The organism is Pseudoalteromonas sp. NSLLW218 (assembly GCF_015864775.1).
In the GTDB taxonomy this organism is placed as follows: domain Bacteria; phylum Pseudomonadota; class Gammaproteobacteria; order Enterobacterales; family Alteromonadaceae; genus Pseudoalteromonas.
The window spans coordinates 81,699-105,634 of the sequence record NZ_JADYWO010000003.1 but is presented as its reverse complement, the minus strand read 5'-3'; the positions used below and the strand labels follow the sequence as shown (position 1 = coordinate 105,634).

Genomic DNA, 23,936 nt, shown 5'->3' with positions numbered 1-23,936 from the left:
AATTAAGCAATAACTGCTTGGTTGCTATACCTCACTTTGGGATTTACTTTGACTAATAACGATATTTTACGCCGCATTCGCTACACTTTTAACTTAACTGATACTGCTATGGTCAATGTTTTTGCATCAGCAGAGCATACGGTCACTAAAGAGCAAGTAATTGCATGGTTAACTAAAGAAGGTGAAGAGGCTTTTACCCCAATAAGTGATACTGAGTTTGCTAGCTTTTTAAATGGGTTTATTAATACCCAACGTGGCAAACGCGAAGGTGAGCAGCCAGAGCCTGAGAAAAAGCTAAATAACAATATTATTTTTATGAAGCTACGTATTGCTTTAAACATGAAATCAGAAGATGTTATAGCAACACTTGCACTTGTTGATTTTGATTTAAGTAAACATGAGTTAAGCGCGTTTTCTCGAAAAGTAGATAACAAACATTACCGTGTTTGTAACGATCAAATATTACGCTTGTTTTTAACCGGCGTACAAAAGCAGCATCGTCCAGAAGAGTCTGTTGAGTAACTGGTTTTAGCTAATTAGCTTTTAGTTAATGGGTTTTTTGCGAGCGCAATGCAGTATAAAACCCATTAATTTTTATATTTTTAAACAAACCCACACCTAACTAATACTTCTAAAATTCCCTTTTGAAAACATTACAATTTAGCTTGTATGAATACTTACGTACAGCTGTGAATTTAAATTCATCTTTAATAAATAAAAATCAAGCTTCCAATCAAAAATAATTCAAGTGCTGCACGTTAAACATCTTAACTTTCCATGCTAAGGTAACAGTTAATTATATTAAATTAAGACCTTAAAGCATGAGTCATAAACTTGATCACGTTTACTTTAACATCTGATAAATACTTTTATTATTAACACGGAAGAATAATTATGAATTATATCCATAGCACAATTGCACAATTAAAAAATAGTAGTCCTGCCCAGTGTGAGTTTTATCAAGCTGTTGAAGAAGTACTTGAATCACTCGAACCGATCTTAGAAAACTCAGAAAAATACAAAAAAAATGCCATTATTCAACGCTTAGTAGAGCCCGAACGCCAAATTATGTTTAGAGTTCCTTGGGTTGATGACGAAGGCAATATTCAGGTAAATAAAGGCTACAGAATTGAGTTTAACTCTGCACTTGGCCCCTATAAAGGTGGCTTACGTTTTCACCCAAGTGTAAATGCCAGCATAATTAAATTTTTAGGGTTTGAGCAAATATTTAAAAATGCTTTAACAGGTTTACCAATCGGTGGTGGTAAAGGCGGGGCAAACTTTGATCCAAAAGGGCGCTCAGATGCTGAAATAATGCGTTTTTGCCAATCATTTATGAGCGAGCTCTATCGCCACATTGGCCCTACAACCGACGTACCCGCTGGAGACATTGGAGTAGGGGCGAGAGAAATAGGTTACTTGTTTGGTCAATATAAACGTTTAACTGGTCGCTATGAAGGCGTTTTAACAGGTAAAAGCTTATTGTGGGGTGGATCGCTTGTACGAAAAGAAGCTACGGGATACGGCGCTGTTTATTTTGCTGACTACATGCTGCAAGCACGCGGTGATAGCCTACAAGGTAAGCGCTGCTTAGTCTCGGGCGCAGGTAATGTTGCTATTTATGCTATGGAAAAACTTTATCAAATGGGTGCAACACCAGTAAGTTGCAGCGACTCTCGTGGCACTGTGTATCATGAGTCGGGTATAGATTTAAATCTTATTAAATGTTTGAAAGAGCAATCGCGTGATTGTTTGAGCGTATACAAACAAACTCATCCTGATGCTATTTATATTGCTGTAAATGACTACCCTAAAGATGGGCATGCTGTTTGGCGCTTTAATGCTGCCGCTGCATTTCCGTGCGCCACACAAAATGAATTAACACAGGCAGACGCTAACGCATTATTATCTGGCGGCTGTTTATTAGTAAGTGAAGGCGCAAACATGCCTTCAACTAAAGAGGCTATTAATAGCTTTATTGCTGCAAAAATTGCGTATGGGCCAGGTAAAGCCGCAAATGCTGGCGGCGTTGCAACAAGCCAATTAGAAATGGCACAAAATGCGAGTATGCAAAGTTGGACCTTTGAAGAGGTTGACGAGAAACTAAAGCAAATTATGAAAAATATATTTGTGACAGCCAACGATACCGCGATAGAGTTTGGTGAGCCAGGAAACCTTTTATTGGGTGCTAATATTGCAGGCTTTAGGCGCGTTGCCGATGCAATGATTGAGCAAGGCGTAGTATAAAAAATACGATTGAGTGCCAAATTTAGCCATAAATTTATACCTAATTGTGGCTAGATTTAGTTATAAACGTGATTAGTTAATTATAACTCTATAAAGCTGAGCTATAACAGCGTAGGATCAACTTACTTTCGAATGAAAAATAGGTTTGCACCTTAGTGCATTAACACAAAAATTTATGCAAACAACTGCAAAAGCATCACTTCCAAACGCCTTACTTATTTCTATTAGCACACCACAGTTTAAAGGAGACGAAGCTACAGAGTCGCTTGCAGAACTTGCGCGCTTGGTGACTACTTTAGGGTTTAAAGTAGTAGGTACTCAATCGCAAAAGCAAAGTTCTACCCAAAAGGTTAATGTACTTGGCTCAGGCAAACTAGCAGAAATAGCGCACCTTACCGGTAATAAAGGGTCTGCTGCAGATGAGCAAGAAGATGAAAATGTTCTTGATGACGATCCATTATCTGACATGCCGTCAGAAATCCCATCAGACGATTTAGATTTTGCGTGTGCCGATGTTGTAGTATTTGATTGCGATTTAACGCCTTCTCAGCTACGTAATGTTGAGAACCAGTTAGGTGTAGAAGTATTTGACCGCACAGGCATAATCATTGAAATATTTAGCCGCCATGCGCGAACTAAAACAGCAAAATTACAAGTTGAAATTGCTCGCCTTAATTATGTCGCGCCTCGTCTTCGTGAAACATCAACAGGTGATAAAGAACGCCAAATGGGTAAAGGGGCGGGTGAAACCACCCTTGAGCTAAATCGCCGTAAGGTGCGCGATCAATTAGCAGAATTAAAGCGTGAGCTTGTTAGTGTTCAAGATGTAATGATGGACAGACGTACGCAGCGCTCTGAGCTATTTTCAGTAGCTTTAATTGGTTATACCAATGCTGGTAAGTCATCAATGATGCGTGCAATTACAGGCAGTGATGTGGAAGGCGAAAACAAACTTTTTGCTACACTAGATACTACAGTTCGTGCGTTATATCCCATTACACAGCCTCGTATACTCGTATCTGATACAGTTGGTTTTATTAAAAAGTTACCACACGATTTGGTTGCTTCGTTTCACTCAACACTCGCTGAAGCACATGATGCGTCGCTACTTTTGTATGTGGTTGATGCATCAGACCCTTCTTTTCGTTCACAGCTTGAAGTAGTACATAAAGTACTGGCAGAAGTCGGTGTTGAAGGCAGTAAAAAATTATTAGTGCTGAATAAATCAGATCAATTAAGTACTGAGCAGCAGCAATCGCTAATGGATGAGTTTCCTGATGCAATGATGACCTCTACGCGCAACCCTGATGACATTAGTAAACTACATAAATATATTGTTGATATTGCTCAAGAAGACATGATTGAAGAAGAGGTTGTTATACCGTACACAGCCAAAGGTATCGTGGGCGAAATTCGATCGAGTATGAGTGTTGTTAAAGAAGAATATGAATACAGCCATATTAAATTAACAGTACGCTCAAGTGCGATTGATTTAGAGCGTTTAAAAAAGAGAATGTTGGATTTATAATAAATTCAAAACATAAAAAGCACAGCCAATCGGCTGTGCTTTTTAATAGTTGCTTGAGGTAGATTTATTATTCGCAATACAGGTTTTCCATAGAAGAGAAATTAAGAGAAAGCCTTATCGCTTAGCTCTTCTTGCATTTGCTCTCGCATTTTAAATTTTTGCAGTTTACCTGTTACTGTCATTGGGTAGTTTTCTACAAAACGGATATGTCGTGGCATTTTAAAGTAGGCTAGTTTGTCTTTCAAAAACTCACGAACTGCTTGCTCATCCAGCACCGCATCTTCTTTTGGTTGGATCCAAGCGCATACTTCCTCGCCATACTTTTCATCTGTTATACCAAATATGGCTGCATCTTGAATGCCCGGGTAAGTGTAAAGGACTTCTTCTATTTCGCGCGGGTAAATGTTTTCGCCGCCGCGAATAATCATATCCTTAATACGCCCGACTATAGTGACAAACCCTTCAGTATCCATAACACCTAAATCACCAGAGTGCAGCCAACCGCTGTCATCTATTGTGGCTTTTGTTTTAGATTCGTCATTCCAATAGCAGCGCATTATACCTGCACCTTTACTACACACTTCTCCAGGTTGACCAATTTTTTGAATGTTACCCAATTCGTCAATAATTTTAACCTCGGTATGCGCAAGCGCACGGCCAACAGTCGTTACTTGGCGCTCTATTGATGAATCTGTTTCGGTAATGTTGTTTATGGGGCTGCACTCAGTTTGCCCGTAGGCAATGAGCACTTGATGCATGTTCATTTGTGTTTGTACTTTTCGCATTACTTGCTCAGGGCACGTTGAACCGGCCATTACACCCGTGCGCAAAGTACTTAGGTCGTAATCGTTAAAGTTACTTAGTTCAAGCTCACTAATAAACATAGTGGGTACACCATGCAGCGCTGTACAGCCTTCTTGTTGCACTACATCAAGGGTTGTTTTTGCATCGAACGAATCACCTGGATAAATGGCTGCAGCACCTTTACTAACACATAATAAGCTACCTAGTACCATAGCAAAGCAATGATACAGCGGGATCGGAATGCATAATTTGTCATCGCTTGTGAAATGCATAGACTCAGCAACAAATAACGCATTATTTAAAATATTTTTATGCGTAAGCGTTGCGCCTTTTGGATTGCCTGTTGTACCCGATGTAAATTGGATATTGATATCTTGCTCTGCATTTAAGTTTGCACCAATCGCTTTTAATTCAAGCTCATGTGCCGATGTTGGCAAGTTAATAACATCATTAAACGCATGCATACCAGGAGATTCTTCATCACCGATACGAATTATATTTTTAAGAGTGGGCAGTGCTTTTAAATTAAGTTTGTTTTTATCGCAACTTGCAAGCTCTGGAGCCAAACTATTAAGCATTTCTAAATAATCACTGCCTTTGAAGTTTGATGCTGTGATTAAGGTTGAACATTCAACACTATTTAAGGCGTATTGTAATTCGTTAGGGCGATATGCAGGGTTAATACACACCATTATTGCGCCAATTTTAGCTGTTGCAAACTGGGTTAAGCACCATTCAATATTATTGGGAGACCAAATACCAACGCGCTCTCCTGGTTTCACGCCAAGTGCCAGCAACCCCATAGCAAGTTGATTAACTTCTTTTTGAAATTCCCTATACGTTAAGCGAATACCCTGATGATGAACTACAACAGCTAACGCCTCTGGGTTTTTGTCGACAATAAAGTCAAAGTACTCCCCGATAGTCGAATTTGTTAAAGGTGTACTTTGTATACCTTTAAAATAGCTTTGCGATAACGGTAAGTGATTTATTTGTTCTACTTCTTTTACCGAAATAGTGTGTGTGTGCATTGCTCTCTCCATGAAAATGTGTGTGAGTTATGTAAACTACAAAGTTAAAATAAACACATATTGTCGACAAAGAGAAGTGCAGTTAGACTAATGTATTATTAGATTAATAAAAGCTAATACTACTTTTTAGACACAAAAAAACGCGCCTTACAATGTAAGTACGCGTTTTTTAACGAGTAATGAGTTTACATTTCGTCGCTGCGGTATGTTTTTTTCATGATGTAAACGTAAGCATTTACAAAAGCATTTTCTTGGTACTTTTTAAGGCCTGTTTCTTCAAAATCAATAGGGATAGGATTACGCTTTACCTGTTCTTTAATTTCAGTTGTGGTAAACAAACGTACATCTAAATTGTCGATTAATTGAATCGCAGTTTCCATTTTGAATCCCTTCGCGCTGCCAGCAAATTTACCTTTAGGCTGACGCTCACGGATTGCAACAGAATCAATTTGGTAATCTTGCATTAGTTTTGCAAAATCGAATTGAAATTTACGCATTACTTCAGTGTCGTTACCGTTACCTAAGGTAAAGCGTGTTTGGCGCACATCGCGAATATCAAATACGTCATTATCTTTACTTAAAATACAAAGTAGTACATCACTACCGGTAATTTCTACACCACATGTTCTCATGTCTATTCTCTAAAATAACTTAATTACGCAGTATTATACGCAACGCACATTAAAATGCGAGTGTAGGTATAGTTGTAGGTGCGTAATTAGCGCGTTGATGCTTTTATATTTTAACTAAATGATTTTTTTTGCACTAAAAGCTGCATTTAGTGCTCAAAACGGGAGGATTTCACCCCTTTAAACTTGTAATTAAATGCACAGCACGCGACAATATATCCTTGTAGTTGAACAGACTCGTCATCTACATTAATTAGTCAATGCTTATTCGTAAAAGCGTTGTCGAGCCATTCTCATTTAATTTAATAAAAATACACGTGATACATTGTAGGTGTCACCACTGTAGTAAGGATTTATAATGCCAGTTATTACTCTTCCAGACGGAAGTCAACGTAGTTTTGAAAACCCTGTAAGTACGCTTGATGTTGCAAACGATATTGGTCCAGGTTTAGCTAAAGCGACCATTGCAGGTCGTGTTAATGGCGACCGTGTTGATGCATGTGATTTAATTAGTGAAGACTCTCGCCTTGAGATCATCACCGCAAAAGACGATGACGGCCTTGAAATCATTCGTCACTCTTGTGCTCACTTAATTGGTCATGCAGTTAAGCAACTTTTCCCAGACGCAAAAATGGCAATTGGTCCTACCATTGATAACGGTTTTTACTACGATATCGATATGGAACATTCATTATCACAAGATGATCTTGAAGCAATTGAAAAGCGTATGTTGCAACTTGCAAAAACAAACTACGACGTAGTGAAAAAAACAGTAAGCTGGCAAGAAGCACGCGATACATTTGAAGCGCGTGGCGAAACATACAAAATAGAAATTTTGGACGAAAACATCGCTAAAGATGACCGCCCAGGGTTATATCATCACGAAGAATATGTAGACATGTGTCGTGGACCTCACGTGCCTAACATGAAATTTTGCCAAAACTTCAAAATAATGAAAGTGGCGGGTGCATATTGGCGCGGTGATTCAGAAAACAAAATGCTACAACGCATTTACGGCACAGCGTGGGGCGATAAAAAGCAACTTAAAGCGTATTTAAAACGCCTTGAAGAAGCTGAAAAACGCGATCACCGTCGTATTGGTAAAGCGCTTGATTTATGGCACTGGCAAGAAGAAGCGCCAGGCATGGTATTTTGGCACAACGATGGTTGGAGCATTTACCGCGAGCTTGAAGAGTTTGTACGTGAAAAATTACGTGAATATGAGTACGAAGAAGTAAAAGGTCCAATGATGATGGACCGTTCACTTTGGGAAAAATCAGGTCACTGGGAAAAGTATTCAGAAGCAATGTTTACCACTGAGTCTGAAAAGCGTGAATACGCAATTAAACCAATGAACTGCCCAGGCCATGTGCAAATCTTTAACCAAGGTTTAAAATCGTACCGTGATTTACCACTTCGTATGGCTGAATTTGGTTGTTGTCATCGTAATGAACCATCAGGTGCACTACACGGTTTAATGCGTGTACGTGGCTTTACACAAGATGATGCTCACATTTTTTGTACTGAAGAGCAGATAATGGACGAAGTTTCAGCATGTATTAAGATGGTTTATGATACATATGAGACATTCGGATTTGAGAAGATTGTAGTTAAACTATCTACTCGCCCAGAACAACGCATTGGTGAAGACCATATGTGGGATAAAGCTGAGCTTGCATTAGCCGAAGCACTTAAGCTAAACGATATTGAATTTGATTATCTTCCGGGTGAAGGCGCGTTTTATGGCCCGAAGATTGAATTTACTTTATACGATTGTTTAGACAGAGCGTGGCAGTGTGGTACAGTGCAATTAGACTTTGCATTACCGGGTCGTTTAGGCGCTACTTATGTAGCAGAAAATAACGAACGTCGTACACCTGTAATGATACATCGTGCTATTTTAGGTTCTATCGAACGCTTTATTGGCATTTTAACTGAAGAGTACGCTGGTTTATTCCCAACGTGGCTTGCGCCAAAGCAAGTGGTAATTATGAATATTACCGATAAACAGGCTCCTTATGTTAAAGAAGTTGTACAAAAATTAAATAAACTTGGAATTAGAGCCGCTGCTGACTTGAGAAATGAGAAGATTGGCTTTAAAATCCGTGAGCATACACTGAAGCGTATTCCATACTTACTTGTTGTTGGCGATAAAGAAGTTGAACAACAAGAAGTAGCAGTGCGTACTCGCACAGGTGAAGACCTAGGCAAATTTAATGTTGATGATTTTGTAGCTAAAATTAGCGAAGAAATTAAAAATCGACAGTAAAAATCGAGCGTGTAAGGCATTAACAAACAGCCAATTACACGCTTATATTATTGATATTCTTGGAGGAACGTACTATTAGAGGCGGCAAGAAAGGGCAACAAACAGCTCAAAAAAATCGTATTAACGAAGAAATTACAGCGCAAGAAGTTCGTTTAATTGACATTGAAGGCGAACAAGCTGGAATTCAGTCATTACAAGACGCGCAAACTATGGCCGATGCAGCGGGTGTTGATCTTGTTGAGATCAGTCCAAACGCTGAGCCGCCTGTTTGTAGAATCATGGACTACGGTAAGTTCATCTTTGAAAAAAGCAAAGAACTAAAAGAGCAGAAAAAGAAGCAAAAGCAAATCCAGATTAAAGAAATCAAATTCCGTCCTGGTACGGATGAAGGTGACTATCAGGTTAAGCTTCGCAACTTACGTAAGTTCTTAGAAGCTGGCGATAAAGCTAAGATTACGATCCGCTTCCGTGGCCGTGAAATGGCTCACCAAGAAATTGGTATAGAATTATTAAACCGTATCAAAGCCGATTTAGAAGAACTTGCAGTAGTTGAGTCTTTCCCAAATCGTGTTGAAGGTCGCCAAATGGTTATGATGATGGCGCCTGTTGCTAAAAAATAATTTTTAAGCGATAATACGCACCGAAATTAGCTCAGGTCTGCAAGTAATATGCGAATATTCACCTGAGTTAACCGGTATTAAAGTAAGATTGCGGCATTTATGTTGGGTCTTCACCGGAACATGGCAGTAAGTTAGGCCTAAAAGTGGAGCTATAGAAATATATCTCACGCCTGCTTACTAATTTAAAAGCAATACAATTTGGAGTTATTGCAATGGCTTATAAGCTAAAAAGTCACAGTGGCGCTGCTAAGCGTTTCAAAAAGACTGCTTCTGGCGGTTTCAAGCGTAAACAAGCGCATCTTCGTCATATTCTGACTAAGAAAACTTCTAAGCGTAAGTTACACCTACGTCCTAAGATGATGGTTCATAAAAATGACCATGGTCTAGTTTCACGTATGTTACCGTTCGCTTAATAGGGGTTTTTAGAAATGGCAAGAGTTAAACGCGGCGTTGTCGCACGTGCACGTCACAAAAAAGTTTTAAAACAAGCAAAAGGTTACTACGGAGCACGTTCACGTGTTTACCGCGTAGCTTTCCAGGCTGTTACTAAAGCGGGTCAATACGCTTACCGTGACCGTCGTGCGAAGAAACGTACTTTCCGTCAATTATGGATTGCACGTATCAATGCTGCTTCACGTCAAAATGGTCTGTCTTACAGCCGTTTTATCAATGGTCTTAAAAAGACATCTGTAGAAATCGATCGTAAGATCCTTGCAGATATCGCTGTTTACGACCAAGTTGCATTCGCAGCGCTTGTAGAAAAAGCAAAAGAAGGCCTAGCCGCTTAAGCTTTTTTATATAAGTATTAAAAAGGAGCCTATGGCTCCTTTTTTTGTGCCTGTTATTTAGTAACATACATTTTTTTTGGAATTAAGTTTATAAATAGTCATGTACTGAACTGCCAAGGCGTGTTGAACCTTCGTGGTTGAATTTGAAGTAGTATGCTTGGCTTTTAAGCAAAGCAAATACCAAATATATGCTGCCCTTTGAGCTCGATCTTGGGACGGTTAACCCTTTGTTGCTCGGTTTTTACTTATGCTTAAATGGATGTAACCCAATAGAATAACGTAGGAGCAGTTATCGAGCCCACAGGTACAAACCTCGCACCGCGATTAAACCTCCCCTAGATTGAACGAATTTCAATCGACAAAGAACAACACGCCCTAGACTTAATAAGTTTATAAAGCCCCTAAATACAGCTGTAAATAGGGGATATGTAATTGGCTGCATTTTTTTGTTGAATCACCGCAGTTTCCTCATTATAAAAAAATTAGTTGATATAATTTAATTAATTGAGGCGTTTGTTAGAGAATTTTATGTTTGCAAGTTTACTAGTTTTATCTGCAAGTGTTGCGTATGACGCACACTTACCTCCATTAATTGAGTGGCAGGGGAAAAGCGTAGAGCTTTTACAAAAACAAGGGCCGTTAACTACTGATTTTGAGTTGTCAGCAGGTGAAGCGTCACCCGATTATGCAAATACAATGGCATTTGTAGATAGGTTAGTTGCTGCAAACCCTACTCAGTTTCAATCTCAAATCATCGGCTATAGTAATAGCAAACGTGCAATTAAAATGCTGATTGCCAGTGAGCAAGGCTTTTTTGAAGCAAGGCAAATGGCTAATAGCACTAAGCCAACTATTTTTATTCAGGCAGGAATACACTCTGGTGAAATAGACGGTAAAGATGCCATGTTTATGCTGCTTAGAGATATAGCAACAGGTAAGCGCCGTGACATTTTAAAAAAGGTAAACATATTATTTATTCCTATTTTAAATGTAGATGGACACGAACGTAGTAGTGCATTCAATCGCATCAATCAACGGGGCCCTGCAAAAATGGGCTTTAGAACAAATGCTAATAACCTTAATTTAAATCGTGATTTTACCAAATTAGATACCCCTGAAGTTAGAAGTGTTTTAAAGGTTATTAACGACTACAACCCAAATTTATATATTGATGTACACGTAACCGATGGCGCAGATTATCAATACGATGTGACTTATGGCTACAACCCGGTTTTTTCAAGCGAGTCGCCTGCGGTATCAGATGCACTAAACCAGTTTTTTAAACCTCTGATTGACGATACGCTCGCTAAGCAAGGGCACATGCCAGGGCCACTTATTTTTGTTATGGATAAGCGCGACTTTAAAAAAGGATTAGCGGGGTGGGTTGCTACACCGCGCTTTTCAAATGGTTGGGGGGATTTAAAGTCATTACCGACTATTTTAGTTGAAAATCATTCATTAAAACCTTACAAGCAACGTGTATTAGGAACTTACGTATTTTTAGATGGTGCTATTACTGCGCTATCAAAGCATAGTCATGAGTTAGCTAATGCAGTAAAAAAAGAGCAAGAATTTGTTCCTAAACAGTTAATAGTAAAGCGTGGCTATGCCAAGAATGCTGACACGATTGCGCAGTTTAAAGGTATTGAATATTCATCAAGCATGAGTGCACTCTCAGGCCAAAATGAAGTGAAGTATTTGGGTAAAGCACATACATATATCGACTTACCTATTTATTGGCAAAAAGATGTACAACATACAGTTGAAGTACCTAAAGCTTTTTTTATTCCGCCTGTATATCGCAATATTATTAAGAAACTAAAGTTACACGGTGTCTCTATTAATAAACTTGAAGGGGCAAACACACAGCCTTTAAAAGTAGCAAAGGTGGCAGACTACACGTTTGATAAAGCACCATTTGAAGGCCGTTTTAGAGTGTCAGCAAGTTTCGATTATGTCCCTGCTATAAATGTAGATTTAGATGGTTGGTATCAAGTCAATACTCAACAAAAAGCAGGTGAGCTTGCTGTGCATTTATTGCATCCTGAAGCACCCGATTCGTTTTTTGCATGGGGGGAATTTAATACTATTTTTCAGCGTACTGAGTATATGGAAAACTATGCACTAATTCCGTTTGCACGCCAAATGCTAAAAGACAATCCAAAGCTAGCGCTTAAGTTTGACGAAAAGCTTAAAGATAAATCGTTCGCAAGCGACGCTGATGCGAGATTAAACTGGTTATATGAGCAAAGTCCATTTTATGATCAAGCGTACTTAAAGTACCCAATATTGATGTCATTCGAAGAAGAAGTTGTTATCCCGGATCAAAAAAGTAAAGAAATCTAATATGCAAATTATAACCATACCCGTCACTGCATTTGCACAAAATAGTCGTATTATTTGGTGTAGTGAAACTAAACAAGCCGTAGTCATAGACCCAGGTGGTGACCCTGATAAAATAGTAGCAGCCCTTAATGAGCATAAACTAGAGTTAAGTGCTATTTGGTTAACGCACGGGCATTTAGACCATGTGGGTGGGGCTGATATTTTACGTAATCAATTTAACGTACAAATTATTGGCCCACAAAAAGATGAGTACTTCTGGTTTGAAAACTTACCTATGCAAGCACAAATGTTCGGGTTTAAACCCATTGAGCCTTTTTACCCTGATATTTGGCTAAACCATAACGACACCGTGAGCGTAGGTAAACTTAGCTTTTTAGTGAAGCATTGTCCGGGGCATACACCTGGTCATATTGTGTTTTATCAACAAGACTATGAATGCGTTATTGTAGGTGATGTTATTTTTAAAGGCTCAGTAGGGCGAACTGATTTCCCTAAGGGGAACAGCGAACAACTTATAGAGTCGATTAAGACGCATATTCTAACCTTACCTGATAATACTAAAATATTGTCAGGGCATGGGGGCGACACTACGGTTGGATTTGAAAAACAAACAAATCCTTTTGTGAGTGGTAAGTTTGGTTAAGTTACTTATTTTAAGTTTGGCAAACTGCATAAAAATTAAAAATAAGCAGACTGAGTTTTAAAATGGTTGTATAATTTAACCAGTTTATTTGATAAATAAGAAATAAAATGTCTCTAAATCACGTAGATCGCCAAATATTGGCACTTTTACAACAAGATGCTAGTTTATCAACCGCAGAAATTGCTGATAAAGTAGGCTTGTCTCAATCTCCATGCTGGCGTCGAATTGCCAAGCTAGAGCAAGATGGTTATATAAAAAGCAAAGTGGCTCTCTTAGATGAGAAAAAACTTGGCTTTGATATGCTTGTATATGCACATGTGCGTTTATCAAATCACGGTAAAAAGAACCTTGCTGAATTTGAAAAACTTATAATGAGTTATGATCAAGTAACAGAGTGTTACACCATGGCCGGAACAATGGACTTTATGCTACGCATAATTTCACAAGGTATAGAAGGTTATGAGCACTTTGTACGCGATAATTTACTAAGCTTGGAATACGTACAAGAAGTACATTCTAATGTAACAATGACATGTGTAAAACGTAGTACATCTCTTCCTTTATAAAAGCACTTCTTTAAAAGCTAAACCTCTTTTAGTTTAGCTTAACCACATAATGACAATTGTTAACTGAGCGCTAATTTGTTAGAATTTAGCGCTTTTTTTATACCCATAACACCATTTGAGGAACTCAATGTTTAACTTACTCAGTAGGGCGCCTAGCTCTGCTAAAAACGATATTCTATCTGGATTAACTGTGGCGCTTGCCCTAGTGCCAGAAGCTGTTGCGTTTGCCTTTGTTGCAAATGTAGAACCTTTAGTTGGTCTATATGCCGCGTTTATCGTTGGTTTAATTACGGCTATATTTGGTGGCCGCCCTGGTATGATTTCAGGTGCAACCGGTGCACTAGCTGTTGTTATGGTAAGTTTAGTGCTTGATCATGGAGTTGAGTATTTATTTGCGACCGTATTGCTCATGGGCATACTGCAGATACTCGCGGGTGTATTTAAACTCGGTAAGTTTATCCGCATGGTTCCTCATCCGGTAATGCTTGGTTTTGTAAACGGCTTAGCTATTGTTATATTTTTAGCCCAATTAGGACAATTTAAAGTGCCTGATGGTATGGGCGGACAAGAGTGGATGACGGGTAATCCGCTATACATTATGCTTGGTTTAGTGGCTTTAACTATGGCTATTATTCAGTTTTTACCAAAACTGACCACGGCTGTGCCCTCTACATTAGTCGCTATTATTACAGTCACCGCTTTAGTTATTGGTTTGGATTTAGAAGCGCATACTGTAGTTGATTTCTTAAAAGGAATGACAGGCGACGAAGCTGCAACAATTGCTGGCGGTTTACCTGAGTTTCATATTCCTATGGTACCGTTTACTTTCGAAACGCTACAAATTATTTTTCCTTATGCGCTTATTTTAGCGGCTATTGGTTTAATTGAATCTTTATTAACGCTTAGCTTAATTGACGAGATTACAGAAACCCGTGGTCATAGTAATAAAGAGTGTATAGGGCAAGGCGCTGCAAATATTACTTGTGGTATGTTTGGTGCAATGGGTGGTTGTGCAATGATAGGTCAATCAATGATCAACATTAACTCAGGTGGCCGTTCTCGCTTATCGGGTATTAGTGCCGCATTGATGTTGCTTGCATTCATCATATTCGCTTCAAGTTTAATTGAGATGATCCCACTAGCTGCACTTGTTGGTGTTATGTTTATGGTTGTACTAGGTACGTTTGAATGGGCTAGCTTTAAAATGATGAAGCGTGTGCCTCTATCAGATGCGTTCGTAATAGTACTTGTATCGGGTGTGACGGTTATTACCGATTTAGCTATTGCAGTATGTGTAGGTGTTATTGTATCTGCATTAGTATTTGCTTGGCAGCATGCTAAGCACATATACACAACTAACTATATAGATGAAGAAGGCGCTAAAGTATATGAGTTACATGGCCCACTTTTCTTTGGTTCAGTTAAAAACTTTGCAGAGTTATTTGATGTTAAAAATGACCCTAAAAATGTAATTGTTGAATTTAAGCATAGCCGCGTATCTGATCACAGTGCAATTGAAGCAATTGACACACTTGCTGATAAGTACACAAAAGCAGGTAAGCAACTTCACTTACGTCACTTAAGTAAAGACTGTACGCAGTTGCTGCATAAAGCACGCGATTTGGTTGAAGTGAATGTGATTGAAGATCCAACATACAAAGTAGCATCAGACAAACTAGCTTAATTTACACAAAGCTATTTATATTTAAAAAGCGAAAGGTGAATAACCTTTCGCTTTTTTAGTGTCTCTACTATTTGTTTGCGGTAAGACTCTTAAAAAGCAAGGTAGGCTGTAGTGCTATGCAAACTCATAAATCTATATAATAAGATTATCTAATTTTATGAAAATTAGCCCTACATAGGTAAAAATAATAATGAATAACAAGCGCCTATTCTATGGAATTAGTCTTTAACTATACGGAGTAAACATCTATTTTGAACTGGCAATCTTTAGTCGATAACAGACAACGTTTTTTTTGGCTTTTGCAAATTGCAGGCTGGATTGGTTATGCGTTAGTAAATTATATTGGCTCTAAAGTATTTGAAATGCGTGATATATACGTATTTGTTATTTTATTAAATGCTTACGCTGGTTGCTTAATGACAGTACCGCTTAGGTATATTTACCGTAAAATTTGGAATGCCTCGCCTTGGGTATTAATGATTGTAGTATTTGGTGCCTCTTATGTAACGGGTACTTTATGGGCTGTCGTTCAAAAGTTTAATTTGTGGGAAATATACCGCCATGGTTATAGACCAGAGGAGTGGTTTTATTACCTGCAGCAAGGTTTAGATTCTGTTTATATTATTTTATGTTGGAGTGGTCTGTACTTTGGCGTTAAATATTACCAACTATTACAAAGCGAGCGACAAAAAGCGCTCAAAGCCACAACTATGGCACACGAAGCGCAATTAAAAATGCTTAGGTATCAGCTCAATCCCCATTTTTTATTCAATACACTCAACGCTATTTCTACTTTAATTTTGGTTAAAGAAAACAAAGATGCTAACTTAATGGTAGCAAGGTTAAGTGACTTTTTACGTTATACATTAAATACCGATCCAATTAAAAAAGTACCACTAGAGCAAGAGCTACATGCGCTCATGCTTTATTTAGAAATAGAGCGTGTTCGTTTTGATGAGCGATTAAAGGTAAATGTAGATATAAGTGAGCAAGCTAAAGAGGCTTTAGTACCGAGCTTAATTTTGCAACCAATTATAGAGAACGCGATTAAATATGCGATTGCCCATCTAACAGAAGGTGGGGTAATTGATATAAAAGCACAAGTATTTGCGAATGAATTATTACTAGAAGTGGGCGACAATGGCCCAGGGACTGACATACTTGATGGTCAATTAGTTAACGCTCAAGGTGTAGGTGTCGCTAATACTAAAGATAGATTAAAAACGTTGTATGAAAATAATTATTCGTTTGTATTATCACATAATACGCCAAGTGGATTAAAAGTTAATCTGCGAGTACCTTTTGAGAAGGCTGTGAAAAATGACTAAAATAAAAACACTCATTGTTGATGATGAACCGTTAGCAAGAAAGGGTTTAGCGGTAAGGCTTGAAGAATACTCTGATATTGAAGTAATTAAATTGTGTAGTTCAGGCGCTGATGCAATTGAAATGTGCCAAAGTGAGAAAATCGACTTGGTTTTTTTAGATATTCAAATGCCAGGTATGAATGGTTTTGAGGTAGCAAGAGCGCTCAGCGAAAGTACAAAAGCACTACCTGCGATTGTGTTTGTAACTGCCTTTGATCAGTTTGCCGTAAAAGCGTTTGAAATTCATGCTCTCGATTACATTTTAAAACCCGTTGATGATAACAGACTAAAACAGGCGGTAGAAAAAGTGCATACCTACTTAAAAACGCAGCAAGACAACGCCCATAAGAAAAAACTAGCGAGTTTTGTAGCCGGTATTACTGGTAACAATTGCGAAGAAATACTTAAAAAATTAGCCACTGGCGACACGCTAACAGACAGGCGTTACCCAGAATCACTTGCAGTGAAAGAGCAGGGCGAAATTATTCGTGTACCAGTAGCGACTATCCAATGGGTTGATGCTGCGGGTGACTACATGTGTTTACACTGCGAAGACGGACAAACGCATATTTTACGCAAAACAATGAAAGAGCTAGAGCAAGAGCTAGACCCTCAGTTGTTTGTACGCGTACACCGAAGTGCAATAGTAAATACAAAGCAAATTAGTAAGTTGGTTACGCAGGTAAGTGGCGAGTATTTATTAGTACTTGAAAACGGACAAGAGCTAAAAGTAAGTCGTAGCTACCGTGATAAAGTAAAAGCAGCACTTGCAAGTTAAAACAAATGCTTTTATTACAGACACAAAAAATGCGAGCTAAGCTCGCATTTTTTATATTTGTAATTAATTATACCAATTGCGTTAAATAAGTAATCTATTATAGCGCTAAGTAAATAGCGCTATAATAAGGCGAAAATTATGACATATAGTTGTTCTATATGAATAATTTTCAACGCAGTGAGAGCGCTATTTAATGCGATAGAATAATCATGTTTTTAATAAGATTGGTATTATGCAACGGTTACAATTTTCATTGTGTTAGTTGCACCCACAGTTTCCATTGAGTCACCGTGAGTAATAATTACCGTATCGCCAGACTGTAAAGACCCTTGAGAAACTAAAGTATCAAGCGCGGCTTTTACCATACCGTCTTTTTCAGTTTTTGTAGAATCAAAAAATACTGGGTAAACACCACGATAAAGTGCTGTTTGACCTAATGTACTCGCATGACGTGAAAGCGAGTAGATTGGTAAGCCTGAGCTGATACGCGACATTAATTTAGCCGTACTACCAGATTCAGTAAGTGTGATAATTGCTTTAACAGAATCTAAGTGATTAGCTGCATACATAGCAGAAAGCGCAATTGATTCAGCATTGTTAGAAAAGCGACTATCTAAACGGTGCTTAGAAACGTGCGTTTCTTTTTGAGATTCAGCACCTAAACAAACACGTGCCATAGTTGCAACTGTTTCTTCAGGATAATCACCGGCAGCTGTTTCAGCTGAAAGCATAACTGCATCTGTTCCATCAAGAACAGCATTTGCAACATCCATTACTTCTGCACGTGTAGGCATAGGGTTATCGATCATCGATTCCATCATTTGCGTTGCTGTTACTACAGTACGGTTTAATGAACGAGCACGACGAATAATTAGTTTTTGTTTGCCCATAAGAGCAGCATCACCAATTTCAACACCTAAATCACCACGAGCAACCATTACAGCGTCAGACGCCAAAATGATGTCATCAACAGCTTCTTGCGTTTCAACGGCTTCAGCACGTTCAATTTTAGCAAGTAACTGTGCTTTTGAACCAGCAGCTTCAGCAAGCGAGCGCACGTAGCGCATATCGTCGCCACTACGTGGGAATGATACGGCAATGTAATCTACGTCAATTTCAGCGGCAGTTATTAAATCTTCTTTGTCTTTTTCAGTAAATGCTGGAGCAGTTAAGCCACCACCTAAACGGTTAATACCTTTATTGTTAGATAAAACACCGCCAACAGTGACTGTACAATGCACTAAATGCCCAGCTACTTCATCAACACTTAATTGAATAAGGCCGTCATTTAGAAGTAGTAAATCGTTAGGGCTTACATCGTTAGGTAATTCTTTATAATCAATACCTACAGAGTTTATGTCGCCTTCGCCTTTGTCCATTTTTGCATCAAGGGTAAATTTTGCACCCACAGCAAGCGTTACTTTACCTTCTTTAAAAGTAGAAACGCGGATTTTAGGGCCTTGAAGGTCAGCAAGGATAGCAATATGCTTGCCTAATCTTTTTGCAATATCGCGTACAGCTTGTGCACGGTCTTTATGATCTTGGGCAACACCATGTGAGAAGTTTAAACGTACTACATTAGCCCCAGCGATAATAATTTTTTCTAAGTTGTTATCTCTATCGGTAGCAGGTCCAAGGGTAGCGACTATTTTCGTGCGTCTTAGCATCAATTTCTCCTGTTTGCTTGGTGAAAGCATGTTGACGTTATTTTGTTGACTTAAAATATCTATATTAGAATAAAATATTTTAGTTATGTGCAAACTTCAAAGGTTTGCCACTATTTTATACAAAACTATTGTGTCATCATTATGACACCGGTGTCAGAATGCGTCAATGATCTTAATTTCAATTAGCTTTGCTTTTAGTCACCCCGAGACCATTGATGTTTGATATAATTACGTAGCTTATTTATCTGTAATAAAAAAGCATGTTGTATTAGCTCATGATTAGTATTTTATGACTGTATGAGTATAATGCACGCGGTATTATTTAATTTATACACTGAATTTTCTAACCAAATAGTTGTTACCGAGGAGGACACTAGATGCAAGTTGCATTAGTAGGGTTAGGCGTTATGGGAAAAAATCTTGCCCTAAACTTGATTGAAAAAGGGATAACGCTAGTCGCTTATGACAAAAACCCACATGCGGGTGAAGAGTTACTAAGTTGTGCTAAATCTCAAGGCATGGCTGATAGGCTTCACATCGTCTCTGATTTAAGAGACATGGTAAGGCGTTTAGAAGCACCTCGTTCTATTTTATTACTTGTTCCTGCGGGTGAGTTAGTTGATACAGTTTGTAATGAACTTGTAGAGGCCGGCGTTAACTGTGACGATATGATAGTCGATTGCGGTAATAGTAATTATAAAGACGGTATAACGCGTAAACTTAAATACCAAAATAAATTTGAATTTGCCACTATGGGAATTTCTGGCGGTGCAGAAGGCGCTCGCCATGGTCCTGCAATGATGGCAAGTGGTTCTGAAGGTGGTTGGGAACGTATTGAGCCATGGTTTGAAAAAGTTGCTGCTAGCTATAATGGCGACTCGTGTTTTGCACGTGTTGGTCAATCAGCAAGTGGTCATTTTGTAAAAATGGTTCATAACGGTATTGAATACGCACTTATGCAACTTATTGCAGAAGTGTACCAATTACTTCGTTTAGGTACTAATCGTTCTCCAAAAGAAGTGGCTGAGATATTTAATGACTGGTCAGAAGGTCAATTAAATAGCTACTTACTGTCTATTTCTAGCCACATATTGTCACTTGAAAATCATAATAATGTACCGCTTGCGGACTTAATTGATAATAAAGTTGGCGCTAAAGGTACTGGTCTTTGGACAGCGCAAAATGCACTAGAACTTGGTATTGCTGTGCCTTCACTTGTTGCTGCTGTACAAGCTCGTCATTTAACTAATGCATGTAATACAACGGCTGCACAAGAGATGACGTACGCATCTAAATCAACTAACAATGTTGAAATTGATTTAGAAGAACTAAAAGAAGCGTTCTTACTTGCAAGCTTACTAGCGTATCGCCAAGGTTTAGCATTAATTAAAGGTGCATCACGTACTCATCAGTGGAAAGTTGATTTATCTAAAACGCTTCAAACATGGCGCGCGGGTTGTATTATTCGTGCTGACTACCTCGATAGCGTTGCACAAGGTGTTGAATTTATTGATACCCTTGAGAAAGAGTCTAACTCTTTGCGTAAAATTACCGGTCAAGCAATAATGACTGGTTTAGCATTCCCTGTATTGGGAGCTACACAAACGTATTTAGCAACATTAACTACACCGAGTAATGGGCATTTAGTTCAAGCCCAGCGTGATTACTTTGGTGAGCACGGCGTTAAAACCCATAGCGGTGAAACATGCCATTTAACTGACCTAGTGGATATAGACGCTAAAGTTAGATAATAAACAGTTGTTTAAAACGATAAAGGCACGCTATTTAGCGTGCCTTTTGTATTTTAGTCCTGCGAAATTTAACGGCTTAATTCACCGCGTAAATTGTCTTGCATTAAATGACGAATAGTTTCGACCTCTAATTTTTGGCTAAATAAATAATGTAATTTAGTTAAGCATGCTTCAAGGGTCATATCGTATCCACTAATAACACCAATATTTAACAGTGCATTACCCGTTGCATAGCCGCCCATATTTACATGGCCTTTTAAGCACTGCGTTAAATTAATAATAACGACGCCACGTTTACTTGCTTCTTCAAGTATTGATAAAAAGTTAGGATCTTGCGGTGCATTACCTACACCAAAACTAAGTAACACCAAGGCTTTAATATTGCCATTGACTAAGCTTTTAACCACTTCTTGACTAATACCAGGGTATAAATAAAGCACCCCAATGGCTTGAGGTGTGATGGGGGTAACTTGAAGCTCATTTTCCACATAAGGACTAAGTTGCCCTTTAATCAATTGAATATTAATACCCGATAACGCTAAAGGATCAAGATTAGGGGAGGCAAATGCATTAAAACCATCAGCATGGGCTTTAGTTGCTCTGTTACCCCTAAACAGTTGGTTATTAAAAAATAGACTTACTTCAGCAATAGGGTAGTTGGCTGCTAAATACATGGCATTGAGTAAGTTGACTTGCCCGTCAGATCGCAATTGAGAAAGTGGTATTTGTGAGCCAGTTACAATCACAGGTTTAGTTAAATTTTCAAACATAAACGATAGCGCTGAGGCTGTATATGCCATGGTATCGGTGCCATGAAGCACAACAAAACCATCATAATCTTGGTATTTGTTTTTAATGTCATCAGCAATAAGTTGCCAATGCTCAGGAGACATATCTGAAGAATCTATAAGCGGGCAATATTCGTGAATATCAAATAAAGGCATTTCATCACGGTTAAATTCTGCGTTATTAACCACTGTTTCTGTTAAAAAACCTTCAGCCGGTATATAGCCTCGGCTCGATTTTTTCATCCCTATAGTACCGCCAGTATAAGCGATATAAATGCGTTTACGTTTCATAAAAAAAGCCCAGTAAAAAAACTGGGCTTAGTATAACGTTAAGTAACTTTAAATACAGCTGATTAGATAAAGCTATGCACTTTTATTGTGCAACGTTACACACTAAACAGCGTGCATATACACCTTGTGGATCGTTGTAATCTTTAAGGTTTTCTACTTCAGTACTTAATTGGTTTATAACGCTTTGCAAGTTAGCTTGCGTTGCCAGCACTGATGTTTTTTGTGTTTGTAAACCAAGCATAGATTTAATAGACGCGTTACCAAAAATGTCTTGAATCATTTTTTCTTGCGGGCTTAAATCTTGTTTAATGGTTTTAACTTCATAATGATTAAGTTTAGCAAGTGCAGCAGCTGCTTTTATAGCATCTTGTTTATCACCAAGTTTGTCTACTAAACCTAGTTCAAGTGCTTGAGATGCAATCCATACGCGGCCTTGGGCAATTTTATCAACTTGCTCAGGCGTCATATTACGGGCATCAGCGACAACATTTAAAAAGCGACCGTATGCTTCTTCAACACTCATTTGAATTACTTCACCCATTTTTTCGTTAAGAGGTCGGGTGATTGAAAAGCCAGCCATTTCGGTTGTTGCAACACCATCTGAATAAACACCAATCTTAGATAAAGTTTTTTCAAATGTCATAAACGTACCAAATACACCAATTGAGCCTGTAATTGTACTTGGTGCTGCCCAAATTTCGTTAGCAGCAGAGGCAATCCAATAACCACCAGATGCAGCTACAGAACTCATTGAAGCAATAACAGGCTTACCAGCAGCTTTAAGCGCTAATACTTCTGCACGAATAACTTCAGAGGCAAACATACTACCGCCACCTGAATCTATGCGTAGTACAACCGCTTTAACTTTGTCATCTAGGCGTGCTTTACGAAGTAGAGCTGCTGTAGAGTCGCCACCAATTTCGCCCGCTTTACGCTCGCCATCAACAATCGTACCTTTAGCAATAACAACGGCGACTTTTTCGGTAATAGGGTTATCAAATTCAATAGGTGGTTTAACCAAGCTTAAGTATTCACGAAATGAAACTTGCTTAAATGTTTTGCCATCTTCTTGCGCGCCTACTAAGTCTATTAACTGTTGGCGAACTTGTTGATTTGTTTTTAAAGAATCAACCCACTGGTGGTCAAGTGCATATTTACCTGCATCGCCATCAGCAGCTTTCATTTTTGCAAGATATACGTCCATTGTCTCGTCAAAATTTGACTCATCAAATGGGCGAACCGCAGCAACATCTTGTTTGTATTCGCTCCAAAGAGCACCTAACCAAACACGGTTAGCTTCCTTGGCTGCTTCAGACATGTCGTTACGAATGAAAGGTTCTACTGCTGACTTAAAGGTACCAACACGGAAAATATGCTGCGTTACTTCAAGCTTTTCAAGTGCATCTTTAAAGTAAAGCGGATACATGCCGTAACCTTCAATACCTACGCTACCGTATGGGTGCATAGCTATTTCATCAGCATGTGATGCAATATAGTATTGTGCTTGGGTATAGTAATAACCCGATGCAATCACTTTTTTGCCAGCTTGTTTAAATGCATCGATAGCATTGGTAATTTGCTTAAGTTTGTTTAAATGCGCTTTAGGCATTTCTTGTAAATCAAGCAGCATCACCGTAATGCGATCGTCTTTAGTCGCTTCGTTTATTACTTCAACAATATCGTCGAGTAATATTTCGCTTGGCGCTTCAGAACCAGAAGTTGCATCACTAATTGCAGCTTCGACCGGATCTATGTATGTTTTTTCTTCAACAATAGGGCCATTTAGGTTAAGCCTAAGAACAGAGCCATTTTCAACTATTATTTTATCGTCGTCACTTGAGAGTGACACTAAGAAAACAATTACCAGTAATAAAAACAGAATGTTGAGTATTAAACGACGAGAAAAGTTAATTCCAGTCCAAATACCTTTAAATACCTTTGCTATCAAAATAGCTCCTTAATTTGGTACAGTTAATACATTAGTTCCATCTTAGCCTAGAATAAAAATAAATTTAACTGCTAAATCGTAACGAAGTGTTTATGAGGTGCTATTAATACATGTTTTTATGGCTTTTTTTAATTAAATGAAGGCACATATTGCTTATTACTTGCCATTAAAGCAGAATTAGCTAATGTATA

19 protein-coding genes are annotated in these 23,936 nt (G+C 38.5%); 14 read left to right on the top strand and 5 right to left on the bottom strand.

The annotated features are described in order from the left end of the window. The first annotated feature begins 48 nt into the window (after window positions 1-48). The 3 genes from I6E80_RS05290 (at window position 49) to hflX (ending at window position 3,775) form a co-directional block, all read left to right on the top strand. The gene (locus tag I6E80_RS05290) at window positions 49-522 is read left to right on the top strand and encodes a DUF1456 family protein (RefSeq protein WP_170070987.1); all 474 of its coding nucleotides are present in this window, start codon (window positions 49-51) and stop codon (window positions 520-522) included. A 372-nt stretch (window positions 523-894) separates the two neighbouring features. Beyond that, window positions 895-2,247, top strand: a complete 1,353-nt coding sequence (gene gdhA, locus I6E80_RS05285) for an NADP-specific glutamate dehydrogenase (RefSeq protein WP_197184997.1) — start codon at window positions 895-897, stop codon at window positions 2,245-2,247. A gap of 175 nt (window positions 2,248-2,422) precedes the next feature. Next, a complete protein-coding gene (gene hflX / locus I6E80_RS05280; protein ID WP_170070985.1) occupies window positions 2,423-3,775 on the top strand; it encodes a GTPase HflX in 1,353 nt (450 codons plus the stop codon). Between the two features lie 101 nt (window positions 3,776-3,876). Here hflX and I6E80_RS05275 read toward each other — a convergent pair whose 3' ends face one another. After that, on the bottom strand, window positions 3,877-5,610 hold the full coding sequence (locus tag I6E80_RS05275) for an AMP-binding protein (protein WP_197184996.1): 1,734 nt from the start codon (window positions 5,608-5,610) through the stop codon (window positions 3,877-3,879). Window positions 5,611-5,795: 185 nt separating this feature from the next. After that, entirely contained in the window at window positions 5,796-6,242 is a 447-nt protein-coding gene (locus tag I6E80_RS05270) for a DUF3010 family protein (RefSeq protein ID WP_007582681.1), read from the bottom strand. A 355-nt stretch (window positions 6,243-6,597) separates the two neighbouring features. Here I6E80_RS05270 and thrS point away from each other — a divergent pair, with 355 nt between their 5' ends. The 10 genes from thrS (at window position 6,598) to I6E80_RS05220 (ending at window position 17,300) form a co-directional block, all read left to right on the top strand. Beyond that, window positions 6,598-8,508 carry a threonine--tRNA ligase gene (thrS, locus tag I6E80_RS05265; protein ID WP_007582683.1) on the top strand — a complete coding sequence of 637 codons (1,911 nt, stop codon included), beginning with the start codon at window positions 6,598-6,600 and terminating at the stop codon, window positions 8,506-8,508. A 59-nt stretch (window positions 8,509-8,567) separates the two neighbouring features. Continuing rightward, a complete protein-coding gene (gene infC / locus I6E80_RS05260; protein WP_002960714.1) occupies window positions 8,568-9,128 on the top strand; it encodes a translation initiation factor IF-3 in 561 nt (186 codons plus the stop codon). 212 nt (window positions 9,129-9,340) lie between these two features. Next, a complete protein-coding gene (gene rpmI / locus I6E80_RS05255; protein WP_002960713.1) occupies window positions 9,341-9,541 on the top strand; it encodes a 50S ribosomal protein L35 in 201 nt (66 codons plus the stop codon). A 15-nt stretch (window positions 9,542-9,556) separates the two neighbouring features. Next, window positions 9,557-9,916 (top strand): 50S ribosomal protein L20, encoded by a 360-nt coding sequence (gene rplT, locus I6E80_RS05250; RefSeq protein ID WP_002960711.1) that lies wholly within the window; start codon window positions 9,557-9,559, stop codon window positions 9,914-9,916. Between the two features lie 528 nt (window positions 9,917-10,444). Beyond that, complete coding sequence (locus I6E80_RS05245) at window positions 10,445-12,262, top strand: M14 family metallopeptidase (protein ID WP_197184995.1); 1,818 nt, start codon at window positions 10,445-10,447, stop codon at window positions 12,260-12,262. Between the two features lies 1 nt (window position 12,263). After that, entirely contained in the window at window positions 12,264-12,905 is a 642-nt protein-coding gene (locus I6E80_RS05240; protein WP_197184994.1) for an MBL fold metallo-hydrolase, read from the top strand. Between the two features lie 107 nt (window positions 12,906-13,012). Further along, window positions 13,013-13,471 (top strand): Lrp/AsnC family transcriptional regulator, encoded by a 459-nt coding sequence (locus I6E80_RS05235; RefSeq protein ID WP_007375323.1) that lies wholly within the window; start codon window positions 13,013-13,015, stop codon window positions 13,469-13,471. 127 nt (window positions 13,472-13,598) lie between these two features. Continuing rightward, window positions 13,599-15,155, top strand: a complete 1,557-nt coding sequence (locus I6E80_RS05230) for a SulP family inorganic anion transporter (RefSeq protein ID WP_008169027.1) — start codon at window positions 13,599-13,601, stop codon at window positions 15,153-15,155. Between the two features lie 251 nt (window positions 15,156-15,406). Further along, a complete protein-coding gene (locus I6E80_RS05225) occupies window positions 15,407-16,483 on the top strand; it encodes a sensor histidine kinase (protein WP_007582687.1) in 1,077 nt (358 codons plus the stop codon). Further along, window positions 16,476-17,300, top strand: coding sequence for a LytTR family DNA-binding domain-containing protein (locus I6E80_RS05220; RefSeq protein WP_024600272.1), 825 nt, complete (start codon window positions 16,476-16,478; stop codon window positions 17,298-17,300). Before I6E80_RS05225 ends, I6E80_RS05220 begins: the two co-directional genes overlap by 8 nt. A 230-nt stretch (window positions 17,301-17,530) precedes the next feature. Here I6E80_RS05220 and pyk read toward each other — a convergent pair whose 3' ends face one another. Beyond that, window positions 17,531-18,967, bottom strand: coding sequence for a pyruvate kinase (gene pyk, locus I6E80_RS05215; RefSeq protein ID WP_197184993.1), 1,437 nt, complete (start codon window positions 18,965-18,967; stop codon window positions 17,531-17,533). 377 nt (window positions 18,968-19,344) lie between these two features. Between pyk and gndA the strand changes: the two genes are divergently transcribed. After that, the gene (gndA, locus tag I6E80_RS05210) at window positions 19,345-20,718 is read left to right on the top strand and encodes an NADP-dependent phosphogluconate dehydrogenase (RefSeq protein ID WP_010554474.1); all 1,374 of its coding nucleotides are present in this window, start codon (window positions 19,345-19,347) and stop codon (window positions 20,716-20,718) included. A gap of 68 nt (window positions 20,719-20,786) precedes the next feature. On the opposite strand, the gene ansA is transcribed toward gndA, so the two are convergent. Together ansA and sppA are read right to left on the bottom strand one after the other, a co-directional pair. Continuing rightward, entirely contained in the window at window positions 20,787-21,797 is a 1,011-nt protein-coding gene (gene ansA, locus I6E80_RS05205; protein ID WP_024600271.1) for an asparaginase, read from the bottom strand. A gap of 82 nt (window positions 21,798-21,879) precedes the next feature. Then, window positions 21,880-23,745 (bottom strand): signal peptide peptidase SppA, encoded by a 1,866-nt coding sequence (sppA, locus tag I6E80_RS05200; protein WP_197184992.1) that lies wholly within the window; start codon window positions 23,743-23,745, stop codon window positions 21,880-21,882. Between the last annotated feature and the right edge of the window lie 191 nt (window positions 23,746-23,936).